Source organism: Paenibacillus sp. MER 180 (assembly GCF_023713665.1).
In the GTDB taxonomy this organism is placed as follows: domain Bacteria; phylum Bacillota; class Bacilli; order Paenibacillales; family Paenibacillaceae; genus Paenibacillus_B; species Paenibacillus_B suaedae.
The window spans coordinates 308,397-332,362 of record NZ_JAMAVT010000008.1 but is presented as its reverse complement, the minus strand read 5'-3'; the positions used below and the strand labels follow the sequence as shown (position 1 = coordinate 332,362).

General features: G+C 45.6%; 17 protein-coding genes and 1 pseudogene. 16 read left to right on the top strand and 2 right to left on the bottom strand.

Annotation, left to right across the window (positions count from 1 at the left end):
* Window positions 1–87: 87 nt before the first annotated feature.
* Together M3661_RS15520 and M3661_RS15515 are read right to left on the bottom strand one after the other, a co-directional pair.
* Window positions 88–777 carry a Ger(x)C family spore germination C-terminal domain-containing protein gene (locus tag M3661_RS15520; protein WP_251486512.1) on the bottom strand — a complete coding sequence of 230 codons (690 nt, stop codon included), beginning with the start codon at window positions 775–777 and terminating at the stop codon, window positions 88–90.
* Between the two features lie 75 nt (window positions 778–852).
* Window positions 853–1,727, bottom strand: a pseudogene (locus M3661_RS15515) (spore germination protein).
* 428 nt (window positions 1,728–2,155) lie between these two features.
* Here M3661_RS15515 and hemE point away from each other — a divergent pair.
* The 16 genes from hemE (at window position 2,156) to M3661_RS15435 (ending at window position 23,926) form a co-directional block, all read left to right on the top strand.
* Window positions 2,156–3,205, top strand: a complete 1,050-nt coding sequence (gene hemE / locus M3661_RS15510) for a uroporphyrinogen decarboxylase (RefSeq protein WP_021253265.1) — start codon at window positions 2,156–2,158, stop codon at window positions 3,203–3,205.
* A 32-nt stretch (window positions 3,206–3,237) separates the two neighbouring features.
* Window positions 3,238–4,182 carry a ferrochelatase gene (gene hemH / locus M3661_RS15505; protein WP_251486509.1) on the top strand — a complete coding sequence of 315 codons (945 nt, stop codon included), beginning with the start codon at window positions 3,238–3,240 and terminating at the stop codon, window positions 4,180–4,182.
* Window positions 4,183–4,208: 26 nt separating this feature from the next.
* Window positions 4,209–5,687, top strand: coding sequence for a protoporphyrinogen oxidase (gene hemG / locus M3661_RS15500; RefSeq protein ID WP_065294214.1), 1,479 nt, complete (start codon window positions 4,209–4,211; stop codon window positions 5,685–5,687).
* Between the two features lie 429 nt (window positions 5,688–6,116).
* The gene (locus M3661_RS15495) at window positions 6,117–7,370 is read left to right on the top strand and encodes a CapA family protein (RefSeq protein ID WP_251486506.1); all 1,254 of its coding nucleotides are present in this window, start codon (window positions 6,117–6,119) and stop codon (window positions 7,368–7,370) included.
* Window positions 7,371–7,437: 67 nt separating this feature from the next.
* Complete coding sequence (locus M3661_RS15490; RefSeq protein ID WP_065290808.1) at window positions 7,438–8,121, top strand: fumarylacetoacetate hydrolase family protein; 684 nt, start codon at window positions 7,438–7,440, stop codon at window positions 8,119–8,121.
* 443 nt (window positions 8,122–8,564) lie between these two features.
* Window positions 8,565–9,104: an antiterminator LoaP gene (gene loaP / locus M3661_RS15485; protein ID WP_065290807.1), complete on the top strand. Its 540-nt coding sequence runs from the start codon at window positions 8,565–8,567 to the stop codon at window positions 9,102–9,104.
* A gap of 350 nt (window positions 9,105–9,454) precedes the next feature.
* The gene (locus M3661_RS15480; protein ID WP_251486503.1) at window positions 9,455–10,237 is read left to right on the top strand and encodes a 4'-phosphopantetheinyl transferase family protein; all 783 of its coding nucleotides are present in this window, start codon (window positions 9,455–9,457) and stop codon (window positions 10,235–10,237) included.
* On the top strand, window positions 10,237–10,914 hold the full coding sequence (locus M3661_RS15475; RefSeq protein ID WP_311279580.1) for an MBL fold metallo-hydrolase: 678 nt from the start codon (window positions 10,237–10,239) through the stop codon (window positions 10,912–10,914). The genes M3661_RS15480 and M3661_RS15475 overlap by 1 nt, the downstream gene beginning before the upstream one ends.
* Window positions 10,915–10,993: 79 nt before the next feature.
* A complete protein-coding gene (locus M3661_RS15470) occupies window positions 10,994–11,938 on the top strand; it encodes an acyltransferase domain-containing protein (RefSeq protein WP_285853053.1) in 945 nt (314 codons plus the stop codon).
* A gap of 21 nt (window positions 11,939–11,959) precedes the next feature.
* Window positions 11,960–14,272: an ACP S-malonyltransferase gene (gene fabD, locus M3661_RS15465; protein WP_065290804.1), complete on the top strand. Its 2,313-nt coding sequence runs from the start codon at window positions 11,960–11,962 to the stop codon at window positions 14,270–14,272.
* Window positions 14,273–14,296: 24 nt separating this feature from the next.
* On the top strand, window positions 14,297–14,536 hold the full coding sequence (locus M3661_RS15460; RefSeq protein WP_065290803.1) for an acyl carrier protein: 240 nt from the start codon (window positions 14,297–14,299) through the stop codon (window positions 14,534–14,536).
* Between the two features lie 5 nt (window positions 14,537–14,541).
* The gene (locus M3661_RS15455; protein WP_065290802.1) at window positions 14,542–15,810 is read left to right on the top strand and encodes a beta-ketoacyl synthase N-terminal-like domain-containing protein; all 1,269 of its coding nucleotides are present in this window, start codon (window positions 14,542–14,544) and stop codon (window positions 15,808–15,810) included.
* Window positions 15,807–17,039 carry a hydroxymethylglutaryl-CoA synthase family protein gene (locus M3661_RS15450; protein ID WP_251486495.1) on the top strand — a complete coding sequence of 411 codons (1,233 nt, stop codon included), beginning with the start codon at window positions 15,807–15,809 and terminating at the stop codon, window positions 17,037–17,039. Before M3661_RS15455 ends, M3661_RS15450 begins: the two co-directional genes overlap by 4 nt.
* A 2-nt stretch (window positions 17,040–17,041) precedes the next feature.
* Complete coding sequence (locus tag M3661_RS15445) at window positions 17,042–17,836, top strand: enoyl-CoA hydratase-related protein (RefSeq protein ID WP_251486492.1); 795 nt, start codon at window positions 17,042–17,044, stop codon at window positions 17,834–17,836.
* A gap of 16 nt (window positions 17,837–17,852) precedes the next feature.
* Window positions 17,853–22,481, top strand: a complete 4,629-nt coding sequence (locus tag M3661_RS15440; RefSeq protein ID WP_251486490.1) for a beta-ketoacyl synthase N-terminal-like domain-containing protein — start codon at window positions 17,853–17,855, stop codon at window positions 22,479–22,481.
* A 2-nt stretch (window positions 22,482–22,483) separates the two neighbouring features.
* Window positions 22,484–23,926, top strand: coding sequence for a type I polyketide synthase (locus M3661_RS15435; protein ID WP_065290798.1), 1,443 nt, complete (start codon window positions 22,484–22,486; stop codon window positions 23,924–23,926).
* The last annotated feature ends 40 nt before the right edge of the window (window positions 23,927–23,966 follow it).

Below are 23,966 nucleotides of genomic sequence, written 5' to 3'. Positions count from 1 at the left end.
CCGTCCGATGTGCCAGCAACTGGTATCAGTATACCATATTGTACTATAACAATGTTGTCATATTGAAAGGTGTCGTGCCGATAAATCTTACACCTCGTTAATTTTCGTGAAACTCACTGTGCACCGTATGTTGGATTTCGCAAATCGCTCCGGCCATTCTTCCCCTTTATAAGCGGGGTACCCGATTTTATTGCGCACATGCATGCCTACTCCGAGGCAATCTGTCCGATTCTCCTGCAGAAAGTGAATGACTTGCTCATACTTGCGCTGAAGCTCTTTGGCAATGTTTGTTGAAGTGCCGACTTTATTGTTGCCGAGCTCGTTCAATGAAGAGGTGGTGGCTCCTTTGATGGTAAGCACGATTTTCACCTCTGGATGGGGATCTGTTCGAAGGACTCGAATTTCCCTTCTGACTTGAGCGTTCTCAATAATGAGCGGCTGGGTAGTGTTGAGATGCTTCTCAGCGATATACAGTGGGGCAGTCATCCGGTTATGACGCATAGTGAGCATGAAGTTGACATCCTCCTCAGGTATGGTTGCGACCCAATTTCCATTACGGAATAATGCCATTCCATGAATAGATACATTATTATTATCGAACCTCGCAATCGAACAGATAGGCTCAATTCCGTCATCCAGATCATCTCGGATAAAGTTGAAGAGCGAGGACAAGGTTAAATTTTTGTTTTTGTGAAGCTTCATCAGCAATTGATATAGTGGCAGGTTCAGCTCTTCCTTCGGTGCTTGGAGGATAGAGTTCGCCTTGCCCCGTACCATGAGCAGGTTAGAAGTGAGCGGGAACTTCGAATCATAGACGAGATGTCGAATGGCATTCCATATAGATGAGAATACCTACTCCCCAGGCTTTGCATGTTGGTGACAAGGCTGCACCTCCGATATCATCTCATGTTTACTTCCGTCACCCGCCACAACATCAGTTGCTGGGTGCGCCACAGATTGCGGCATTAGGGATCGGGTCAAGAACATATAGAAGGGCACTCCATTTAAGCAGATATACTCCCGATTGATACTGCGCAGATGGCATAGGTGCACAATGAAGACGATGAAGAACACCATCAGCCCGAAGTAGCCAAGAAAGCCGGCTAACAGAATCGCAACAAAGCGCAGCAGGCGCAGTGAGGTCTCCATGGTATAATTCGGCACGATGAAGGAGGACAACGCTCCGGCCGCAACAGAGACGATAAGTACATTCCCGACTAGTCCAGTTTGAACAACGGCTTGTCCAATAACGAGACCGCCTACGATACCGATAGTCTGTCCAATCTTCGTCGGCAGCCGAACTCCTGCCTCTCGAAGCAGCTCGATGACAAATTCCATCAGCAGTGCCTCAATCATCGGGTCAAAGGGAACAGACGAGCGTGAACTAACAATGGTCTTCAGCAACGTAGCCGGAATGAATTGATAGTGATAGGTTGTAACCGCCACATAAAAAGCACTAAACATAATAGAAAGCATGAAGGCAGCTAAACGCAGAAAGCGAATAAAAACGCTGAAATGCCATCTCTCATATGCGTCCCCTGTTGATGCGAAAAATTCCAAGAAACGTGCAGGAGCCGCCAGCACGGAAGGCTGTTATCAGTAATTAGCGCGATTTTGCCAAGCGATAGACAACTAGCAATTGCATCAGGCCGTTCTGTATCGTACCACTGCGGGAAAAATGAGTACGGCGAATTCTCCAAATGTTTAGCAACTGTATTTCCATCCATCAAGTAGGTGGTCAAAGTAATATAGCGTTACTTCTCCGTCACCATAAGAACGCACGGTTAAGTCATCGCAATCATGAAATGCGTCATTCAACTGCTGAAGCAAGTCCATAAGTGCTGTCCCTCCTATGTGTCCCTAATCCATGAGCATATGATGTGCAACATTATAAATTTTATGAAGGTAAGGTTGTCTCGAATGTGTCCATGTTCAAATTTGAATACGCAGAATGAATGCAGAGAAGTGGTGGAATATCGGCAAAGGAGGGGCATGTATGATAAAATGTCAAAGTCTGTTCATTTCCGGACGTCGATTGTCAACAGATTGTCATAGCTTCGAGAGATGGTCTGGTTGTGGTCGTTCTGGAAAACGGGCATAATGGAAGCGTCAGGTTGTAACAATTTGCACAATACCGTTCGTTCGGAGGGTATCTATGACTTATAATGATCGTTTTATCCGCGCATGCCGCAAACAATCCGTAGATCGCTTGCCAGTATGGTATATGCGCCAGGCGGGTCGCTATGATCCGGAGTATCGCAAGATTAAGGAGAAGTACAGCTTACTTGAAATATGCCGCCAGCCAGACTTGGCTGCGGAAGTGACGATGATGCCAGTGAAGAAGCTTGGTGTCGACGCCGCTATCCTCTATTCAGACATCATGAATCCAGTCGCATCGATGGGAATTGATTTCGATATTGTAGCGCAGGTTGGTCCAGTTATTCATAATCCGATCCGCACTGCTAAGGATGTTGAGCGCTTGAAGCCAGTTGATCCAGAAGGAGATCTTGGGCATATTCTGGAGACAATTCGGATACTGGACGCGGAGCTGAACGTACCGTTGATTACATTTACGGGAGCACCGTTCACGATTGCGAGCTATCTCATTGAGGGACGGCCATCGAAGTCCTATATTCGGACGAAGACGATGATGTATGAAGCGCCGGAAGTATGGTTCGCTCTTATGGACAAGCTGGGCGATATGGTTATTCGCTATATTCGTGCACAGATTGCGAATGGGGGCAAGGCATTCCAGTTATTTGACAGCTGGGTGGGTTCCTTGTCGCCACGTGATTACGTGAGATATGTCCTCCCTGTTATGGAACGGATATATTCTGAATTATCTGATTTGGGTGTGCCAAGCATCTACTTCCCAGGCGTTAGCTCAGGTGAGCTGCTGCCGTATTTGCATGAGCTGAAGGCTGATGTGATCGGATTGGATTGGCGTGTGTCGATTGCAGAAGGTCGCAAGCGCTTGGCTGGCAAATATGCGGTGCAAGGCAATCTTGATCCTTATCTGCTGACCGGTCCGATGGACATTATTCAACGTGAAGCGGCTCATATTATAGACGAAGGCGTGAAGGAGCCAGGTTATATATTCAACCTTGGACACGGACTATTCCCAGAGGCATCGTTAGACAAGCTGAAGCAATTAACGGAATTTGTTCACTCGTACTCGGCTGAAGCCATTGCTTCTCGTAAATAGAACTTGGCAGTAAATCACGATGGAGGTGGCGCATGAGTAAGAGAAGAGTAGGGGTCCTCGTCATGTCTTACGGGACACCACGCAGCATGGAAGAAATCGAACCCTATTACACGCACATCCGGAGGGGAAATCCGCCTTCTGCCGAGCAGCTAACTGAACTGCAAGAGCGCTATGAAGCAATTGTAGGCGGTGTATTTCCACTTCGTGAGCATACGGACCGCCAAGTCGCTGGCTTGCAGCTTGCCTTGGATCGACTCACGGAAGATACAAATGTACAGTATATGTGCTATCAAGGGTTGAAGCATGTTCAGCCTTATATAGAAGACGGCGTAGCGGCAATGGCGCACGACGGTATTACGGAGGCCGTAAGTATTGTTCTGGCTCCGCATTACTCCGTGATGAGTGTCGGCGGCTACAATAAACGTGCTCAGGAAGAGGCGGAAAAGCACGGTATCCGGATGAAATGTGTGAATAGCTATCATCTGCATCCGGAACTTATTGATGCACTTGTGAAGCGAGTGAATGAGCAGCTGGATGCATTCGTACAGGAAGGAGCGGATCGTGAAGCGGTTGAGGTGCTGTTCAGCGCCCATAGCTTACCGGCACGAATACTGGAGATGAACGATCCGTATCCAGATGAATTGAATGCAACAGCTGCAGCTATAGCCAAGCAGTGTGGCTTGAAGGATAGCCAATGGCGCTTTACATGGCAAAGTGCAGGCCAGACTGCAACACCATGGCTTGGCCCTGATATATTAGACACGCTGTCCACTGTTGCGGACGAGGGAACCAAGTGGGTGCTGTCTGCACCGATCGGATTCGTATCCGATCATTTGGAAGTCCTGTATGATTTGGACATTGAAGCGATTCAGAATGCACAGAACTTGCAGCTTGGCTTCAAGCGCATTCGCATGTTGAACGACGATCCACAATTCATGTCGGTATTGGCCGACACGATTATGAAATTGGATCAATAGGGAGCTAGAGAAAGAAGGGGCGTAACATGAACTGTTCGCGGGATCTGGTCATCATCGGCGGGGGAATAACGGGGTTGTCCGCTGCCTACTACGCGGCAAAGAAGGCGGAAGAGAACGGACGAACTCTGAATATAACTATCATTGAGCAAGCAACACGACTTGGAGGCAAGATCGAGACCTTGCGCAAGGATGGATGTGTTATCGAGAAGGGACCGGATTCCTTTCTCGCCCGTAAGATGCCGATGATCGATTTAGCACGCGATCTCGGACTGGAGACGGAGCTTGTAGCTACGAATCCACATGCCAAGAAGACATACATTGTAAGGCGGGGGGTTATGCATCGCATGCCGCCAGGCCTTATTCTTGGAATTCCTACTGAGCTTACTCCATTCGCGAAGACAGGCCTTATTTCTGTCATAGGCAAACTGCGAGCGTTGATGGATTTGTTCAAGAAGCCGCGTATGTCGACTGAGGATGAGTCGCTAGGCTCATTCTTGGAGCGGCGATTAGGTCATGAAGTGATGGAGCACATTGCAGAGCCGCTGCTTGCCGGTATTTATGCAGGTGATATGAGCAAGTTGAGCTTGCAGCAGACGTTCCCGCAATTTGCTGAAGTAGAACGGAAGTATGGTAGTCTTATCAAGGGAATGATGGCAAGCCGGAAGGCTGGACAGAATCTCCCTGGATTGCCGGATGTGGCAAGAGGCTCCACCTTCTTAACGTTCCGCAGCGGACTAACCTCACTTGTTGAGCGCTTGGAGGATGTGCTGCGAGAATTGAAGGTGAATGTTCAATTGGGCGTGAGTGCTGACCGATTCGAGAAGATGGAAGATGGCCGCTATCGCATCCATCTCCATGATGGGAGCCAGATAGAGACGTCCTCAATCGTGGTCACAACACCATCGTACCATGCTTCGACCTTCTTAGAGGGACATGTGGATACATCTGCACTACGGGCGATTGAACATGTATCGGTTGCCAATGTTGTCAGTGTATTCGAACGCAGTGTGGTGAACAAGCCGATGGATGGAACTGGCTTCCTCATCTCACGCAAAGAGAAGCGAGCCATAACGGCTTGCACGTGGACATCGATCAAGTGGCCCCATACTTCAAGAGGGGATAAGCTTATCGTTCGCTGCTACATTGGGCGAGCGGGAGATGAGGAGCGTGTCGACTGGCCGGATGAAGCGCTGAAGCGCACGGTTCGCAATGAATTGCGAGACCTTATGGGAATTACATCCGAGCCGGAGTTCGTAGAGGTTACGAGACTGAAGCACTCGATGCCGCAATATCCGGTAGGACATGTGCAGGCGATTCAGAAGCTGCGCGCGTCAGTTGGAACTCAATTGCCAGGTGTATTTCTTGCGGGTCAACCCTATGAAGGGGTTGGAATGCCAGACTGTATTCACAGCGGGCGAATGGCGGGCGAACAGTCCGTTGCAATCTTAGCTGAGACTGCTTCAGAGAACGGCATGCCGACAGCATGTGCGAGCAGCATGGCCTGAACGCTTGCAGAAGCTTGCAGTTCCTGACATACTGCCATGATAAAATGAGTGCGATATCGTACGTATATAAATAGATCGTGATAATTAGGAGGTCGTGTATGAACACGGCCTCTTTTTTTGTATTGTTCATGCGGTGCAAATTGGTGCAAAAAGATAGATGTCTGCCTATGAGTCTGACTAACATCTGCTGGAACTAGAACTAGAACTAGAACTAGAACTAGAACTAGAACTAGAACTAGAACTGGAACTGGAACTGGAACTGGAACTGGTTGGACTTAGAATGTAGTTCATTCGTTCCTCGTTTGGGTATAGGCAGAGTAGAGGGAGTTGAAAATGCTTCTTTGCCGAGGCTATCGTACCCTTGTTATAATAGAATTAGCATGTATTGGATCTAACCATACAAAAAAATGAACATACGAAGGAGGGCTTATGGAGCTATCAAGAACGGAACGACACAAGCAGCAGCGAGAGCAGCGTCAGAACAGGAAGCGGAAAGCTGTATGGGGATACAGTGTTCTAGGTATTATCATCATTGCAGCGGCGCTGTTTGCATGGCAGGGGAAGTTGTTCGATTTGGGTGGGACGGAAGCGCAGGATGGAATAACAGCTCCTGTCGGAGATAAGTCAGGGACAGGCGGACAAGATCAGACCGCAGAAGGTGCGGATGACTCGAAGGATTCTAAGGACGCCAATGCGGATGATGGAACAGCAGTGCCGGATGATAAGAAGGAGCCGACAGTTCGTCTAGCCTTCGTAGGTGACATGATGATGTCAGGTCGTGTTGAGGATGTTGTGAAGGAGAAGGGCTATGACTTCCCTTATTATTATGCGAAGTCACTGCTGCAGGATGCGGATCTTGCGATTGGAAATTTGGAGACGCCGCTAACGACTGGTGGTTCTCCAGCAGACAACAAACTGTTTGTATACAAATCCTCTCCGAAGATGGCACAGGCAATGGCTGAGGCGGGAATCGACATTGTCAACTTGGCCAATAATCATTCGATGGATCAAGGTGAAGAAGGGCTGCTTGATACATTTAAAGCATTGAAATCTGCTAACGTTGCTTACATAGGAGCTGGAAGCAATTCCAAAGAAGCCTATACGCCGCATATCGTAGAGCGCAATGGCATTAAATTGGCATTTTTGGGACTTAGTCGAGTCATTCCGGACGATACCTGGTATGCATGGAAGAACAAGCCTGGAGTAGCGACAACCTATGAAGGGACGAAGGAGCGGGCGGCAGAAGCAATCAAGTCCGCCAAGAAGGAAGCGGATATTGTTGTCGTGATTGCGCATTGGGGAGAAGAACGGACAGACGAGCCGAATGCGAAGCAGAAGGAGCTGGCGAAGCTGTTCGTGGATTCCGGAGCAGACCTCATCGTTGGCGGCCATCCCCATGTCGTGCAGGGCTTCGAGCAGCAAAAAAACAGCTGGATTGCATACTCAATGGGCAACTTTATTTTTACGCAAGCAGAAAACCCAAAAACCTGGGAAACGATGGCGCTTCAAGCGGAATGCAAGAAGGATGGGAAGTGCGAGCTTAAGATGACCCCGTTCTTTACAAACGTAGGGCAAGCTATTCCACTCGAAGGTGAACGAGGGCAGAAGCTAATGAAGCGGGTGCAGGAAATATCCCCGGGCGTCCAGATCGATCAGGGCGGGAACATACGAAAAAAGCAATAATTCATAATTATTCAAATTTAAATTAATACTGACAGGAAAACGCCGAACATTTATGGGGGAGAAAAGCATGAATCCGAATTTAAGTACGCAAAGCTTGGACAAAAGTAATCATTCCTACATTCGAAATGTATATTGCATAGGCCGCAATTACCGCCTTCACGCTGCCGAGCTTGGCAATGAGGTTCCTCAGGAGCCTATGGTATTTATGAAGCCCTCTCACGCGGTTACGGATATTTCAGAGATGACCGATCTGCCGCTGCCCCTACATCTTGGAGCCGTTCATCATGAAATAGAGCTTGTACTTCGAATCGGGAAGCCTGTAGAGAAGGGAATGACTGCCGACGAGGTTGTTGATGCCTACGCACTTGGAATCGATTTTACGCTGCGCGATGTTCAGGATGCGCTCAAGCGCAAGGGGCATCCATGGATGGCGGCAAAAGGAGTCTTGAACTCCGCGCCGATTACGTCTTTCCGTCCTTTTCCGGGAACAGAGGCATTGTTGCATTCCCCATTTAGCCTGCTTAACAATGGTACGGAAGTGCAATCAGGTTCGGTGGGTGATATGATCTTCTCGTTTGATGCCCTTATTACCTATATTGCCGATCATTATGGCCTTGGGGTAGGAGATCTGGTGTTTACTGGAACGCCTGCAGGTGTGGGATCAGTACAGGCTAATGACGAGCTGTCGCTCATAATGGATGGTGAAATGCTTGGCAGATGCCGCATATGCGCTATGGATCAGGCCATTTAAACGATTTGGATGATAACTCGATTTATTGAAAATAGCATGGATAAAAACCATAAATAGTTTCACTTTTTTAAAGCCCGTTTTCGGGCTTTTTATTATGTTTAGGAGAACAGAATGATATTTTTATACAATCAGAAGCAGGAATTGACAATATCTTGGATAATATGTATTTGAACTTAAGAAAAATAGGGAAAGGAGGAGATTGCATGAATGTTTTTAAGATTGAAGAGCATTGACTACATAAAGATGTAGTTACATTTACTACGTCTCGAGTAATTTTCAGCACCGACTCCGCAGAATGATATCAACAAACTTCAAATGAGCTCTCCTACAAACTAGACATCATGCGTGTTGAGTTACCGATTTCGCAGTAGAACGTTTTATTCTGTGTCCTTCATTTTGATACAAATACTGTCATGATTCATATTGTTGTGAGGGGACTAAAAATGAAATGGTATGCATTAAGTGTTGAAACGGGTTGTGAAGAGCTTGTTCGAGCAATTATATGTCGTGATTTTGATCCGTCCATATTACATGCGATTGTTCCTAAGAGAAGATTATGTGAAAAAAAACAAGGCCATATTCATTATGTTGTCAAAACGATGTTTCCCGGTTATCTTCTCATACGAACTACGATGAATACAAAAACCTACTATAAGCTTCAAGAGATACCGAAGGTCTACAGTATTCTAAATAACTTTCAAACACAACATAAGATATATAATAGTGATGATATTGTTTCCATTTCCAACATTCCTGAAGAAGAGGTCTCTATTTTATTTCAATTGCTTGATCGAAATCATATTATCAATTTATCGGGCGCAATCGTCATAAATTCACGAGTTCAAGTAAAATGTGGTCCGCTAAAGGGAATGGAAGGAATTATTCGGAAATTGGACAAACGGAAAAATCGAGCTAAAATCTCATTAAGCTTTCTTGGAAGTGAAAGGCTTATCGATGTAGGACTAGAAATACTTCATCAATAGGCAGAGTTTTAAGCTAAGGGCATGTCGCTTCTGTTCTTCTAGAAAAAAATGATATGGTTAATATCGTAAATTTATAGACATCGTCGAAATTTGCAAAATGTCATTCCTCTTTTAATTGGGGAATGACATTTTATAGTGTTGAAGAACAGTAAGGCAATGGTATATTTTACATAAGAAAAATGTTCCATTTTCAAAAAAGCTGTGATATACTGTTGTATAAGATGGTATTTTGTATATATTTGTCAATGAGTGTAAAAAATTTGCTGAAAATCAACCGTTGTTTCGGCACGTTGATAGGTAGGCAAATAATATAAGGAACCTCAAAATCTTGTTTAATGGTGGCTGATGCTATGAGCTATGCATCATTTGGACAACGGATTGATTTACGTAGAGACATGGTTAAGTTAAATGCTGCGTTAAGTGTTGTCCACATTGGAAACAGTGAGGGTGAGATTGAACTTGCAGAACGTGTTCTTCATCCAAATGAAAGCGCTTACTTATGGGGGATGCGCTTTGAACGCCGTAAGAAAAGCTACATTTTGGGGAGATATAGCGCAAAGCGGGCCGTAACAGAACTGATGCCTACCTTAAAATATCAAAGTATTTTTGTCGAATCGGGTGTATTTGGGCAGCCTTTTCTAGTGTTGGAGCAAGCATCTAATTTGCAAGTAAGCATCACGCATAGCGGATGCGTTGGAGCGGCAATTGCTTTTCCAGAGTCTCACCCAATGGGGATCGATCTAGAGATTATCAATGACGACGACAAGCTCGGAATCATGGAAAGGCATATGACGGCACTAGAGAGAGGATTCGTTGACAGGGTAAACTGCTCATATCCATTACTGGTTACTCTGCTTTGGACGTCGAAGGAAGCATTGTCCAAAGTGTTGAGGACTGGCCTGACTGTGTCTATGGAACTGTTAGAGATACAAGAGGTCATGGAATGTAACGGCATTATTCGCTGTACATATTCCCAATTTCCACAATATGCTTCAAATTCCTATGTGTTAGGGCATTATGTGTGTACGATTGTGTCGCCGAGAAATACAGAATTTGATGTAAATCTGGCTTCGTTGCAGGGAATTGACTCTATTTTATCCTGCTCCTGCCATACAAAGGGAATGAATACTTAGTGGGGAATCGATATCAGGTTTATCAGTTTAAGGTTCGCAGGTATCCGTTCATCAATTATTGCTATTTGGTGGTTGATGTGGCAACGAAGAAATGCTTGCTAATTGATCCTGCTTGGGAGCCTGCAACGATAGAACGGGCTATTGCAAATTTGGGTGTCGATTTGGTCTATGTTCTACTCACTCATTCCCATAAGGATCATGTTGATTTGGCTGAGTGGTTTGCGGTTGGCCATCAAGCGGAAGTGTGCATGCTTCATGAAGAGATTTGCTATTATCGGTTTTCTTGCACGAACTTAAAATCATTGCTAGACGAAGAGCGATTGTGGTTGGGCGAGACGGAAATTAGAACACTCCATACCCCTGGTCACACAATAGGAAGTGCATGCTATCTGCTAGAAGATTGCCTATTTACTGGTGATACGATTTTTATTGAAGGCTGCGGTACTTGTGATACGGATGGAGGAGATGCATCCGCTATGTACGACAGCATACAACGCATCAAACGCGAAGTCCCGCCACGGGCGCGCATTTATCCAGGGCATTCCTATGGGAAGGAACCCGGTTATCCTCTCAGTTATTTATTGCAGAACAATATCTATTTTCAAATTTCAAACAAAGAGCAGCTCGTGAAATTCAGGATGAGAAGAAATCAAGATCATTTGTTACATTTCAAATAAGCTCTATATATCTAAAAGTCTGAAATGTCGAAAACCGATTTGAGGGTGATATCCGGTGGCTTCAAAAAAAGTAGTGTTTATGTTTTCAGGGCAGGGGTCCCAATATTACCAGATGGGGAAGCAACTGTATCATGAATACGGGGTGTTCCGAAGATGGCTCGACCATTTTAATGAATTTGCAATCAAATTTAGCGGAATTTCAATTTTGGCTGAGTGGTTTGCAAATGACAAAAAGATAAGCGATTCATTTGACCGGACGATTTATACGCATCCGGCCATTTTTATGTTTCAGCTTGCTTTATCAAAATTGCTGCAATCTTTCACAATCCATCCAGATGAAGTTATTGGAAGCAGCCTGGGAGAGTTCGTAGCTGCAGCCGCCACGGGGACGTGCGACGAGGATATGGCATTCGAAATGGTGCTTAGACAAGCTCATTGCCTGGAATCCAAATGTGCACAAGGTGGAATGATGGCGGTGATCTCAAATGAACAGGATGCTTTTGATCCTGTTATTCGGTACAATTCCGAGCTTGTTTCCTTGAATGGAAATCATTTTGTTATCTCCGGCGATAGAAGGGGGCTAGCGGAAATTGAACGGAAGTTGAAACAGCGAAATATTTCATGTCAGATGCTTCCGGTTAGCTATGGCTTTCACTCGAAGCATATAGATGAAGCGGCATCCGATTATCTAGCCTATCTGAGGACATTGGACTTTACCTTCCCAAGAGTTGATTTTATTTCTGGTTGTGAAGGAGGAAGAAAAAAGCGATTCGAACGTGATTACTTTTGGAGGGTAGTCCGTGATCCTATTTTATTTCCAGATGCCATTCGTAACTTGGAACAAGAAGGAGAGCATCTTTATTTAGATCTAAGTCCCTCGGGAACGCTCGTTAATGTCGTGAAGCAGTGCCTATCAAGTTTATCCCGTTCGGAATGTATAGCAGTGTGGACGCCTTATCATCGAATCGAATCGTTTCCAGAACAATTGGATTCGCTCTCTTTCAAGCTGTCTCAATTTAAATGATTATTGAAAAGGTGGGGTATAATGGCGGTTTATTTATTTCCAGGTCAAGGTTCTCAACATATAGGGATGGGTAAAGATCTTTTTGACCAGTTTCCTGACATTACTTCCTGCACAGACGATATATTGGGTTATTCCATTCGAACGTTATGTTTAGAGGATCCTGACCGGCAATTAGGACAAACACAATTTACGCAGCCAGCTTTATATACAGTAAACGCATTAAGCTATCTCTGTCGGTTGCAAGAGTCGGAACAAGAACCGCGTTATTTGGCAGGACATAGTTTAGGGGAATACAACGCACTCTTTGCTTCTGGGGCCATTGATTTTGCTACAGGTCTTCGTCTAGTTAAGAAAAGAGGCGAGCTTATGAGCCAGGTTTCCGGTGGAGGCATGCTTGCCGTAATCGGGCTCAATGCTGATCAAGTCGAAGCGGTAATCAAGGAGAACCGCCTGTATTCCATTGAAATATCGAATTATAATGCTGATTCCCAAATCGTCGTAGGAGGACCGCAGGACGAGATAGAGCGTGCGCTCCCGCTATTTGAAGCGCGTGCCAAAATGTGCATTCGGTTAAAGGTTAGTGGAGCATTCCACACCAGCTATATGAATGGAGCAAAAGAGCAATTCAAGCGCTATATGGAATCTTTCGAGTTTGGTCAGATACGAATTCCCGTCATATCCAATCTGACTGCAAAACCGTATGGACAGGGTGAAATCAAAACGAATCTAGCCGAGCAAATTACGGCTTCGGTAAGATGGAATGACAGTATTCGATATCTTATGAGGCTTGGAGAAACTGAATTTACGGAAGTTGGACCGGGAAATGTGCTCACGAAGTTAATCGGAAAAATTCGTGAGGAAGAAAAGACTGCATATACAGCGGAGGAGATCGGGAAATCATTCTCAGCAGAAACTGTTACCGTTCAACCGAGCGAATGGGAGCGGGGATCCAAGCCTTCTTATGCTGCGTTGCCACAAACTCACCGAATAACGGCAGAAATGTTAGGGAGCAGCGAATTCAAGCAAGACTATAAATTGAAATATGCGTATTTGTCCGGAGCCATGTATAAAGGGATCGCTTCTCCTGAAATGGTCATAAAAATGGGCAAGTCCGGAATGATGGGTTTTCTCGGTACAGGCGGGATGACGCTAACGGAAATCGAGGCCGCAATCCGGCAAATCCAAAGCGAATTAACAGAAGGGCAATCATATGGGGTAAATTTGCTGCATAATCCGGCGAACCCGGATGCAGAAGAAGAGGTATGCAGACTATACATGAATTGCGGCGTAAAGACAATTGATGCATCAGCTTTTATGAGCATCACGCCGGCTTTGGTATTATTCAAAGCACGCGGATTTTATTATGCCCCCACGGGAGAACTGGTCAGCAGCAGCAAAATAATAGCCAAAATATCTAGGCCGGAGGTTGCCGAAGCGTTTCTTAGTCCGGCTCCTGAGCGAATCGTCAGAAAGCTGCTTCAGGAAGGTAAAATCAGTCCGGAGCAAGCAGAGAAAGTAAGCATGCTGCCGATGGCGGATGATATATGCGTGGAAGCGGATTCCGGTGGACATACCGATCAAGGAGTCGCCTATGCGCTGATGCCTGCAATTATCAAACTTAGAGATCGGATGATGGATAAGTTTCAATACCGAAAAAAAGTCAGGGTTGGTGCAGCAGGAGGAATCGGTACACCGGAAGCCGCAGCCGCAGCTTTTATCTTAGGAGCGGACTTTATCTTGACGGGTTCCATTAATCAATGCACGGTAGAAGCGAAGACTAGTTCCTCTGTTAAGGAACTGCTGAGCAGTATTAACGTTCAGGATACGGATTATGCTCCAGCCGGGGACATGTTCGAGATAGGCGCGAAGGTGCAAGTGCTGAAGCGGGGTGTGCTTTTTCCAGCCCGAGCGAATAAGTTGTACGACTTGTATCAAAAGTATTCATCTTTGGATGATATTGACGATAAAACAAGGAATCAAATTCAAGAAAAGTATTTCAAAAGGTCTTTCGATCAAGCTTATAACGATTGCAAGCAGTATTATCCTCCACAAGAGATTGAAAGGGCAGAGCGAAATCCTAAGTATAAAATGGCCATGGTTTTTAAGTGGTACTTTGCATATTCCACACGATTGGCACTGCAAGGGATAGAGGAGATGAAGGTTGATTACCAGGTACATTGCGGTCCTGCGCTAGGTTCCTTCAACCAATGGGTCAAGGGAACTTCGTTAGAGAATTGGCGGAATCGCCATGTCGATGAGATCGGCCATATGATGATGAAGGAGACAGCACAGTTGCTGCAGTCCCGATTCAATCAATTAACAAATGTTCTGTAACGATGGAATGAGGAGGGGTTATGGTTGACACGAGAGTCGATATTTCAAATTATTGTGGAGCATATCCGCGAAGTGTTACCTGAATTAGCCGGGGAACAAATTACTCTGGAAGACTCGCTGCGGGAACTAGGAGCGAATTCCGTGGACCGAATGGAAATCCTGGTGTCTGTCATGCAATCCTTGGGTGTTAAAATCCCTATGGTCAATTTCGGCAAAGCATCGAATATTGGAGATTTGGTGCGTATCTTCCAGGAAGGCAATTAAACTGAATGAAGCAGATCGTAATCACCGGGATGGGGGTTGTAAGCTCTATCGGTCATCAAGCGGACGACTTTAGAGCCGGGTTATTTGAAGGTAAATGCGGTATTGATTTTATGGATGAGATTATGGATTTTTCCAGTATCGGAGCAATGATTCGAAATTTCGATTTTCATGCTCATTTCGATAAATATGAATCTTGTTTGCCGCAAGATATGATTCAACGGGTCAAACTTGCCGTAAGAAGAACCCCGCTTGCCATGCAGACGGTCGTTCTCAGCTCTATAGAAGCATGGTATGGTGCGCAGCTTCATGCATCACAGAATGATCCTCTCCGTAGAGGACTGATTGTAGCGGGCAGTAATCTTACTCAGCAGATTCCTTATTCGTTGTATGACTTGTATCAAAGAGAACCCGATTATATATCACCGACGTATGCATTACGGTTCATGGATACGAATTATGTTGGTGTATTGAGTGAAATATTCCAAATCTACGGTGAGGGATTTTCATTAGGAGCGGCTTCCGCGAGCGGTAATGCTGCGATTATTAAAGGCTGCCAGCTCGTTAAATCGGGAGAAGTGGATGCATGCCTAATCGCGGCTCCGTTCGCGGATCTATCTCCTATGGAGATGAGAGCCTTTTTCAATATTGGAGCGTTAGGTGGAAGGACATTTCGAAGTACGCCGAATCTTGCTTGCCGGCCATTCGACTCCGAGCATGAGGGATTTATTTACGGCCAAGCTTCGGCGGCACTTATCGTGGAGAGCTTGGAGTCTGCTATATCACGCAATGCCCCTATCTATGGCTATATTCTAGGAGGGGCTTTTCATTTGGATGGCAATCGTCTGTCAAACCCTAGCGTCGAGGGGGAAGCACAGGTCATGGAACAGGCAATAAAGCGAGCAGGTGTTTCGCTGTACGACATTGATTACATTAATACGCACGGAACATCGTCTCCGCTTGGAGATGCAACGGAACTGTCGGCGATACGAACTACCTTTGGGGATCGTGTATCTGACATATGGCTTAATGCTACCAAGTCGCTAACAGGTCATTGTTTATTCAGTTCTGGTGTTGTGGAGGCAATCGCGACAGTAATTCAAATGAACGAAAACTTTGTTCATCCGACTTTGAACTTGAGCAGCCCAATCGAGTCCGGTTTTCGATTCTGCGTCGAAGCTTCTGCAACAGCGAAGCTGGATACCGTTATGAGTAATTCGTTTGGGTTTGGTGGAATTAACACGAGTATTATTTTTGGAAAGAGGCGGGAGCAATGAAAGTCGGAATCGAGGCAATCAACTTTTTTGGAGGGTCAGCCTGCATAGATGTCCGCTCTATTTTCGAAAAGAGGGGACTGGATTCGGGGCGTTACGACAATCTGATGTTAGATGTGAAGTCTGTTGCAATCCCCTGCGAAGATCCCGTTACAAATGCAGTGAATGCCGCCAAACCATTAGTGGATCGGCTGTCAGATAAAGAAAAGGAAAGCATCGATTTACTAATTACGACTACCGAATCCGGAATCGATTTTGGCAAATCCATAAGTACATATGTACACGACTATTTGTCGTTAAGCCGTAATTGTCGGGTATTCGAACTCAAGCAAGCCTGTTATGGCGGAACAGCCGCGCTGCAAATGGCGGCTAGCTATATTGTGGCTAGCTGTTTGCCAGGAAGAAAAGCGTTAGTCATTGCGACGGATATGGCGAAGATGTCGGAAGATATGGATTATTTTGAAGCATCGCAAGGTGTCGGAGCAGTAGCGATGCTCATTAGCGATCGGCCGGACATCATGGAGCTGGATTTAGGAGCTTCAGGATATTATAGCTTCGAAGTCATGGATACGTGCAGACCGCTGCCGGATATGGAAACCGGAGATTCGGATCTTTCGCTCCTGTCTTACTTGGACTGCTTTGAACAATGTTTTCGAGATTATGAAGCTAAAGTGGAGGAAGTTGATTTTCTGACTACCTTCGATAGCTTGGCGTTTCATTCGCCATTCGGAGGGATGGTTAAAGGAGCCCATCGGAAATTAATGAGAGAACTGTACCGCGCGACTTCTGAGGAAATCGAGTGTGATTTCCAAACGCGCGTTATGCCTTCCCTAACTTATTGCTCAAAGGTTGGCAATGTCTATTCAGCAAGCTTGTATTTGTCATTATGCAGCTTAATCGAATACACGGCAATCCATGAAGAGAAGCGGATAGGGTTGTTCTCTTACGGTTCGGGCTGCTCGTCCGAATTTTTCAGCGGGCTTGTAGGATCAGGTTCCAAGCAAAAGTTGATGGAGATGAATATCGAGCAGCTTTTATCGAAAAGGCATAAATTATCAATAGACGAGTATGAGCGTTTATTGCTTCTAAACAAGGAGATTCCATTTGGAACGAGAAACCATCGCGTTGCTTTTGATGATTTTAATACAATTTACAGTCATTTTTATAAGGGAAGCGGACTTTTGGTTCTTCACGAAATTAATGAGTACCACAGAGAGTATAGATGGAGCTGAGCATGGAAAAAGGAAAATCCTACACAACCATTTCTTTACGTTCATTAGCAGGTTGGCTTAAGGTAACTTTGGATCGACCCTTGCAAAACAATAGTCTGAATGCAACAGTACTCCATGAATTGCATTCAATGATGGATGATGCGGAGCAAGATCCAAGTTGTCGGATTATCCTCATCGAAGGACATGAAGGGGTTTTTTGTACCGGAATGGATTTGAAATCGATCGTGGACGAGTCGGGAGCGGGCACGGATGCGGGAAAAGAGTTCTGCGAGTTGTTCATGCATTTACTAAAACGGATTTCTGCCAGTCCCAAAATTGTGGTAGCGTTTATTGATGGTGTGGTTATGGCGGGCGGCGTCGGCGTTGCTGCGGCATGCGACTTCGTGCTGGCTACTTCTCGCGCCAAGTTTAATTTGTCGGAATTATTATGGGGACTTTTGCCATCCATGGTTATCCCTTATTTGATAAGGAGAATCGGCTACCAGCGCGCATACACAATGACTTTGTCAACGCTGCCAGTCAGTGCCGAACAAGCATACGGCTGGGGCTTGGTGGATGAAGTAACGGAACGGCCGGAGGAATACATCCATAAATTGTCCCAAAGAGTTGTAAAAATGGATGAAGGATCGATTAAGAACGCAAAAGAATACTTTAGGAAGATGTGGTTGATATCGGATTCAATGGAACGAATAGCCATTGCTGCTACTAGTGGCCTATTGCAGCAGGACAACGTTATGCAGGCACTTTACAATTATGTGCGGCATGATCGATTTCCGTGGGAAAAGCACGATCATTAATAAAAAGGGTGATGAGATGAAAACAGTATCCTCCGTTAAGCATGCGCAGCAAGCAAAACGGCAAATTGCTGTAATCGGAATGTCATGCAGGTTCCCTTCCGCTCGCAATAAGGATGAATATTGGAGCAATTTGGTTCGCGGTGTGAACAGTATACAAGAGGTTCCATCTGATCGCTGGAATATCAGCGATGTTTATTCAACTGATATCGATGTTCCCAACAAGACCGTGAGCAAATGGTGCGGTGTTGTCGACGATATATTTGACTTCGATAATTCGTTTTTTAACATCTCACCCCGTGAAGCCCGCAACATGGATCCACAGCAGAGGCTTCTGCTTGAAGAAGCATGGCGATGCATAGAAGACTCAGGGATTCCTCTTCATGAGCTTCAACAGAAGAAGACTGGCGTATATGTCGGGATAATGACGACCGATTATCGCCACGAAACCTTTCAACGATCTGAAGGGATTGAGCCATACGCTTGCTTAGGCAATTATGAAGCTATCGCGGCGAATCGATTATCGTACGCGTTTGACTTGAACGGCCCAAGCCACACGATAAATGTGGCATGTGCGTCTTCACTTGTCGCTATTCATGAAGCGAAGCGATCCTTGCTGTCGGGGGATTGCGATTATGCGATTGTCGGCGGCGTAAACGCAAATCTCCATCCAGCAAAATATATTGCTTTCTCTCAATCCAGAATGCTGAGTCCTAACGGGCAATGCAAGACATTCGACCTTGATGCCAACGGTTATGTTCCCGGGGACGGAGTGGGAGTCATCCTGCTTCAACGTTTTGATCGGGCCATACAATGCGGCAGTCATATATATGGTGTTATCAAGGGATCGAGCGTCAATCACGGAGGTACAGCTTTATCGATAACAGCGCCGCAAGTTCGGGCACAAAGAGAAGTTATAGAATCAGCTTTACGTGAAGCTAACGTAGATCCGTCAACTGTTACATACATGGAAGCGCATGGTACGGGTACGTCACTCGGCGATCCGATCGAAATGGAGGCATTGACACAGGCTTTCCGATCATGGACAGATAAGAAAGAATTTTGTGGGATAGCTTCGGTTAAAACCAATATAGGACACCTTGAAGCAGCTGCAGGAATTGCCGGTATTATCAAAATTTTAATGATGATGCAGCACCGACAAATTCCGCCCCATATCAATTTGAAAACAATAAATCCTTTAATTCGCATGAGCGGATCTCCCTTTTTCATTCCGGAGCGAACTATAGATTGGACAGCAGGCGGGGCGTCTCTACCGTTAAGAGCTGGAATTAGTTCATTTGGCTTTGGTGGAGTGAACTCTCATATTATTGTCGAAGCGTATGAAGAAAGAAAGAGAAAGTCAAATAGCAAGGAATGGTCAGGTCTGTTTACTCTTTCTGCAAAATCGAAACAAAGCTTAGAGGGCTTGATCGCAAAATGGAAGGCTTTTGTTCAGACAGATTCATTCAACCTTCTGCATGTGCGCGACATTTGCTTAACACTTCTTGGCGGGCGATCATCGCTCCCGTTCCGATGCGGAGTCCAGGTTAGATCATGCAGTGACATAGAGGCCTACTTATCTTCACCTGTCATCGTCGAAGCATCAAGCCAGCATAATCCGATTGGACTATACGCGGGTACAGTAACTATTCAGGGATACAGTGAATTTGATCTTTTTGCGGAGTTGTGTCCGTCGGCAAAAGAAAAGGTAATGACGGTATTGGCGGAGGCGGAGGAGGTATTGGGACAGTCCAGAATAAAAACGGGATTTCTCCAAAAAAAGTGGCCGGTGAAGCACCTGAAATTATACCAATTTGCCGTAGGATATGTATTGGCATCGACTCTTGACGAATTAGGCTGCACAATTAGTGTGTCTGCCGGCGAAAGAGAAGGGGTATGGGTAGCACTTGCGCTGTCGGGGATTGTGTCGTTAACCGATGTTGTAAGCATGTTGTACGGCATAAAAGCGGTCGGTGGCATTCAACTGAAACGTCCCAAACTCCCATTCTATGACCATGAAGCGAAAAAATTAAGGAAACCGTTTACGATAGATGAAGAATACATGAAGTTGCTGATGAATCTGGAATATCCTGATTCTGCAACATTGCAATATTATGCGCAGCAGGCAGCAATGCTGCTTGATAAACAGTTTACTTTTAAAAAAGTGTGGCGCGAGTGGGGCCAGGTAATCGAGGATGCTGTCGGATTAGACATTACGGCGATTCTTCATGACTATATTAGAACCGGCGCAGAGGAACGTGACACGACAAACGACAGCCTTTTATTTGTAGTTTTGCTGGATTGCTTCCGCCATCTTAACCGTAAATGGGATTTGACGGAACGGGAATCGATTCGTCAATCTTCGTATAGTGAGATTACGGAGCTGCTTGCGGATGGCATTTTTGACAAGCAACAGGTCGTTTATCTAATCTGTGCCCCGGAATCCAAAGAGAAAGAATTGCTTAACGCATTGCTGCGGGCAAAGGTTGAAACCCTAACAACAGGAAACTTCAATCTACTGAAGAACTGTGGAAATCCATTCTTGGACATTGCCAACTCTCATGAGTGGTTAACCAAGCTGACAGGGGTGCAGCAATCGTTTGATTTAGAAGGACACGATATGATCTTGCTGGGGAGCTCGGAATTTTTGCCTTCTGGCTCATTCCGTCATACATTGCAGACTGTGGACTTGCAGCAGGATTTCACTGATCTGCTGCTTACTTTATGGCTGGAGGGCAAGTCCATTGATTGGCGAATGATTGCCGAGGAAGGGCAGTACGATAAACTGCCGCTGCCAACCACTGTTTATGAGCGTACCAGATTCAGGATTGATGAAAGTGCTGCGGGAAGTCGGAGTCAAATATCCAACGGGTCGGAGTCTATGAACGCATTGAATACAGACAAGAGCTTTCGTCAGGTTCGAAATTCGAATGATGAGGAGTATAACATGGGAATGTCTGACAAGACTGTTTCGTTGCAGAAAGTTGATACCCATATTGCGCTGATTGTGATGCAGGACAAACTACATAGAAATATGTTCTCCGAAGAGCTTTTAACGGGTTTAGCCGAAGCTTTTGACGCCGTTCGGGAAGATAAAGGAATCAAGGTTGTGATTTTGACCGGTTATGAAAATGTATTTTCGATGGGGGGCACACAGGGGCAACTGACTGATATTGCTAATCGTGTGAATGAATTCACAAAATTATCAGTCGTATACAAAAGCGCGTTGTCTTGTCCAGTGCCTGTTATTTCAGCTATTCAGGGACACGCGATCGGTGGTGGACTAACGCTTGGCCTCTACGGAGATTTGATTATTATGGCTAATGAAGGAGTCTACACGGCGAACTATGTGAACTATGGTTTTACACCAGGTCTTGGTTCTACCTATATTCTTCGGGAGAAGCTTGGTACGGTGTTGGCGACCGAGATGATGCTAACTGCCGGTGAGTATCGCGGCGAAGAGTTGAAGCAGCGCGGCTGCCCCATAATTTTCAAGGATCAACGAGAAGTGCTCCCGGAAGCTGTTAGGCTGGCACGAACGATAGCTTCAAAACCTATGCAAGCAGTTCGGACCCTGAAAGAAGAATTGGCGGGACGCTCATTAACCGAGTTGTTGCCGATTATCGATCGCGAAGTGAAGATGCATGGAGTTGTATTTAGTCATCCAGAAGTCCAAGATGTTAAAGATCGCATTCAATATTATTTCAGCAAATCGGATAATCATCGTGCAGAATCTCTGCCGAATCATTCTGCTTCGTCAGACTCGAGTAAACCGATAGGCATTCCTCAAGAGTTACTGCGGGAGGAACGGGAACATGTTGCGCGCACCGTTATCAGCACGATATGCAGAACACTTCATTTACCTGCAGATGAGGTTACTCCAGAGGATACGCTTAAAGAATTGGGCGTGGATTCTATTGCAAGCGTTGAAATCATCAGGGATATCAATAAAGCGTTCAACATTCGATTAGAGGCAGTCACCATTTATGATCATCCACTGGTCGGATCGTTAATCAATTACGTAGAGCGCGAATGCCACAAGGAACTGGCATCCATCCAGCCACATAATAGGCTTGAATCCGAGAGAAGAGGGAATGCAGGGAAGGAAGAGTTGCTCGAAGAAGGAGTTCGTCCAAAGATTCAATTGCGCAGTCCGTCAAAAAACAATGCGGCTAGCTGCTCGCCGATTCTCAATTCTACTCAGAAAGGGTGCATCGGCACGGATGAAAATTCCGACGGGCTTAATGAGATAAAGAATAACCTAGTACATTTATTGAGCCGCATTTTGATGATGCCTTCTTCCAATATTCGGATGGATCAGGATTTACGTTCAATGGGGGTCGATTCGATCGGTGGCGTTGAATTTATTCGGGACATTAATATACATTATGAATTGAATCTTGAAACAGTTTCCATATATGATTTTACGACAATTAACGAATTGGCGGCATTGATAGTGTCGCAGCTTCGAATCGGCGTTAATAACGGCAAAAAGCAATTTTTACGGAAACAAGAACCTGCCCGTGTCGCTTCACCGACACAGTTCGAATCTTCGCCAGTGAAACCTGAAGAGGCTATGTATTTGCTGCGGCAATTAAGTAAAGGACATATAGATGTGGATGAAATATTGAAGCTGACGGGGGATTGAATATGGACGCTCGGCACAATAAAAAGGTTATTCTGGAGAAGATCCGGATGGGACAAATCACACCTGAGGAAGGATACCAGCTTCTGTACTCCTCTTTCGAAGCTGCTGCTGTCGAAAATGCAAAAGGAAAAAAACGTCAGCTTTCAGAAATCCGTTCGACCGATATAGCGGTAATCGGTATAAGTGGGCGATTTGCCGGGGCAGAGAATATCGTTCAATTATGGGATAACCTTGCAGCAGGCACAGACAGCATAACGGAAATTCCAAATTACCGATGGAATATGGAAAAGTATTATCATCCGTCTTCCGCTCCGAATAAGTCATATTCTAAATGGGCCGGATTATTATCAGATATCGAGCACTTTGATCCTTTATTTTTCAAGATCGCTCCGAAGGAAGCTGAATGGATGGATCCACAGCATAAATTGTTTCTCGAAGAGTCCTGGAGGGCTCTGGAAGATGCGGGTTATCCTCCTTCTACGCTATCAAGTAAGCGATTTGGCGTATTTGTGGGAGTATTGCCGAACGGATATGAACTCAATTTAAAGGCTAGCGGTAAGGAACTTGATTCTAATATGCTGACAGGCATGGGATGTGCCTATTTGCCGGGAAGAGTTTCTTATTGCTTCAATTTGACCGGTCCGTGCATGGCTATTGATACGGCCTGCTCCTCCTCGCTAGTTGCCGTGCATCAAGCTTGCCAAAGCCTTCGCAGTGGGGAGAGCGAAATGGCTTTGGCAGGAGGAGTTAACATTCTCGCATCTCCTGAAATTCATATTATGACTAGTCAAGGTGGTATGCTGGCCAAAGACGGGAAGTGCAAAACGTTCGATGATTCTGCAGATGGGTTTGTTCCAGGAGAGGCAGTATGCGCCGTCGTCCTGAAGCCAATGGAAAAGGCTGTGCATGATGGTGATTATATATACGGCGTTATTAAAGGTTCCGGCATTAATCAGGATGGCAAAACGAATGGGTTAACTGCGCCAAGCAGGCAGGCTCAATGTAATTTGGAAACGTACGTATATGATATGTACGGCATCGATCCGGCTGTCATTACCTATGTAGAGGCTCACGGCACAGGGACAAAACTGGGAGATCCAATCGAGGTATCGGCTTTAACAGAAGCATTTAGAAAATATACGGTTAAGCGTCAATATTGTGCCATAGGCTCAGTAAAAACGAATATTGGGCACACGCTGGCAGCAGCAGGAATTGCCGGATTGATTAAAGTATTGCTGTGTATGAAGTACAAGACGCTCGTACCATCATTGCATTTTAATCGAGAGAATGAACATCTGAATCTTAAAGAAAGCCCTTTCTTCGTAAATACAGAGAAAAGGCAATGGAACACTGCGGGAGAAGAACGGAGAACTGCCGCCTTGAGCTCCTTCGGTTTAAGCGGAACAAATTGTCATATGGTGATACAGGAGTGGTGCAACGAATAAACAGCAGGTAGGAGATTTTGCGAAATTATGTAGGGAGGCA

What these genes read in the sequence shown, in the direction of transcription:
- loaP (WP_065290807.1), top strand. Translation starts at nt 8,565, where the DNA reads ATGAAATGGTATGCATTAAGTGTTGAAACGGGTTGTGAAGAGCTTGTT.
- M3661_RS15520 (WP_251486512.1), bottom strand. Translation starts at nt 777, where the DNA reads ATGGTACGGGGCAAGGCGAACTCTATCCTCCAAGCACCGAAGGAAGAG.
- M3661_RS15455 (WP_065290802.1), top strand. Translation starts at nt 14,542, where the DNA reads ATGAAGCAGATCGTAATCACCGGGATGGGGGTTGTAAGCTCTATCGGT.
- M3661_RS15445 (WP_251486492.1), top strand. Translation starts at nt 17,042, where the DNA reads ATGGAAAAAGGAAAATCCTACACAACCATTTCTTTACGTTCATTAGCA.
- M3661_RS15480 (WP_251486503.1), top strand. Translation starts at nt 9,455, where the DNA reads ATGAGCTATGCATCATTTGGACAACGGATTGATTTACGTAGAGACATG.
- hemH (WP_251486509.1), top strand. Translation starts at nt 3,238, where the DNA reads ATGAGTAAGAGAAGAGTAGGGGTCCTCGTCATGTCTTACGGGACACCA.
- M3661_RS15495 (WP_251486506.1), top strand. Translation starts at nt 6,117, where the DNA reads ATGGAGCTATCAAGAACGGAACGACACAAGCAGCAGCGAGAGCAGCGT.
- M3661_RS15440 (WP_251486490.1), top strand. Translation starts at nt 17,853, where the DNA reads ATGAAAACAGTATCCTCCGTTAAGCATGCGCAGCAAGCAAAACGGCAA.
- M3661_RS15470 (WP_285853053.1), top strand. Translation starts at nt 10,994, where the DNA reads ATGTTTTCAGGGCAGGGGTCCCAATATTACCAGATGGGGAAGCAACTG.
- M3661_RS15490 (WP_065290808.1), top strand. Translation starts at nt 7,438, where the DNA reads ATGAATCCGAATTTAAGTACGCAAAGCTTGGACAAAAGTAATCATTCC.
- hemG (WP_065294214.1), top strand. Translation starts at nt 4,209, where the DNA reads ATGAACTGTTCGCGGGATCTGGTCATCATCGGCGGGGGAATAACGGGG.
- M3661_RS15450 (WP_251486495.1), top strand. Translation starts at nt 15,807, where the DNA reads ATGAAAGTCGGAATCGAGGCAATCAACTTTTTTGGAGGGTCAGCCTGC.
- M3661_RS15435 (WP_065290798.1), top strand. Translation starts at nt 22,484, where the DNA reads ATGGACGCTCGGCACAATAAAAAGGTTATTCTGGAGAAGATCCGGATG.
- hemE (WP_021253265.1), top strand. Translation starts at nt 2,156, where the DNA reads ATGACTTATAATGATCGTTTTATCCGCGCATGCCGCAAACAATCCGTA.
- fabD (WP_065290804.1), top strand. Translation starts at nt 11,960, where the DNA reads ATGGCGGTTTATTTATTTCCAGGTCAAGGTTCTCAACATATAGGGATG.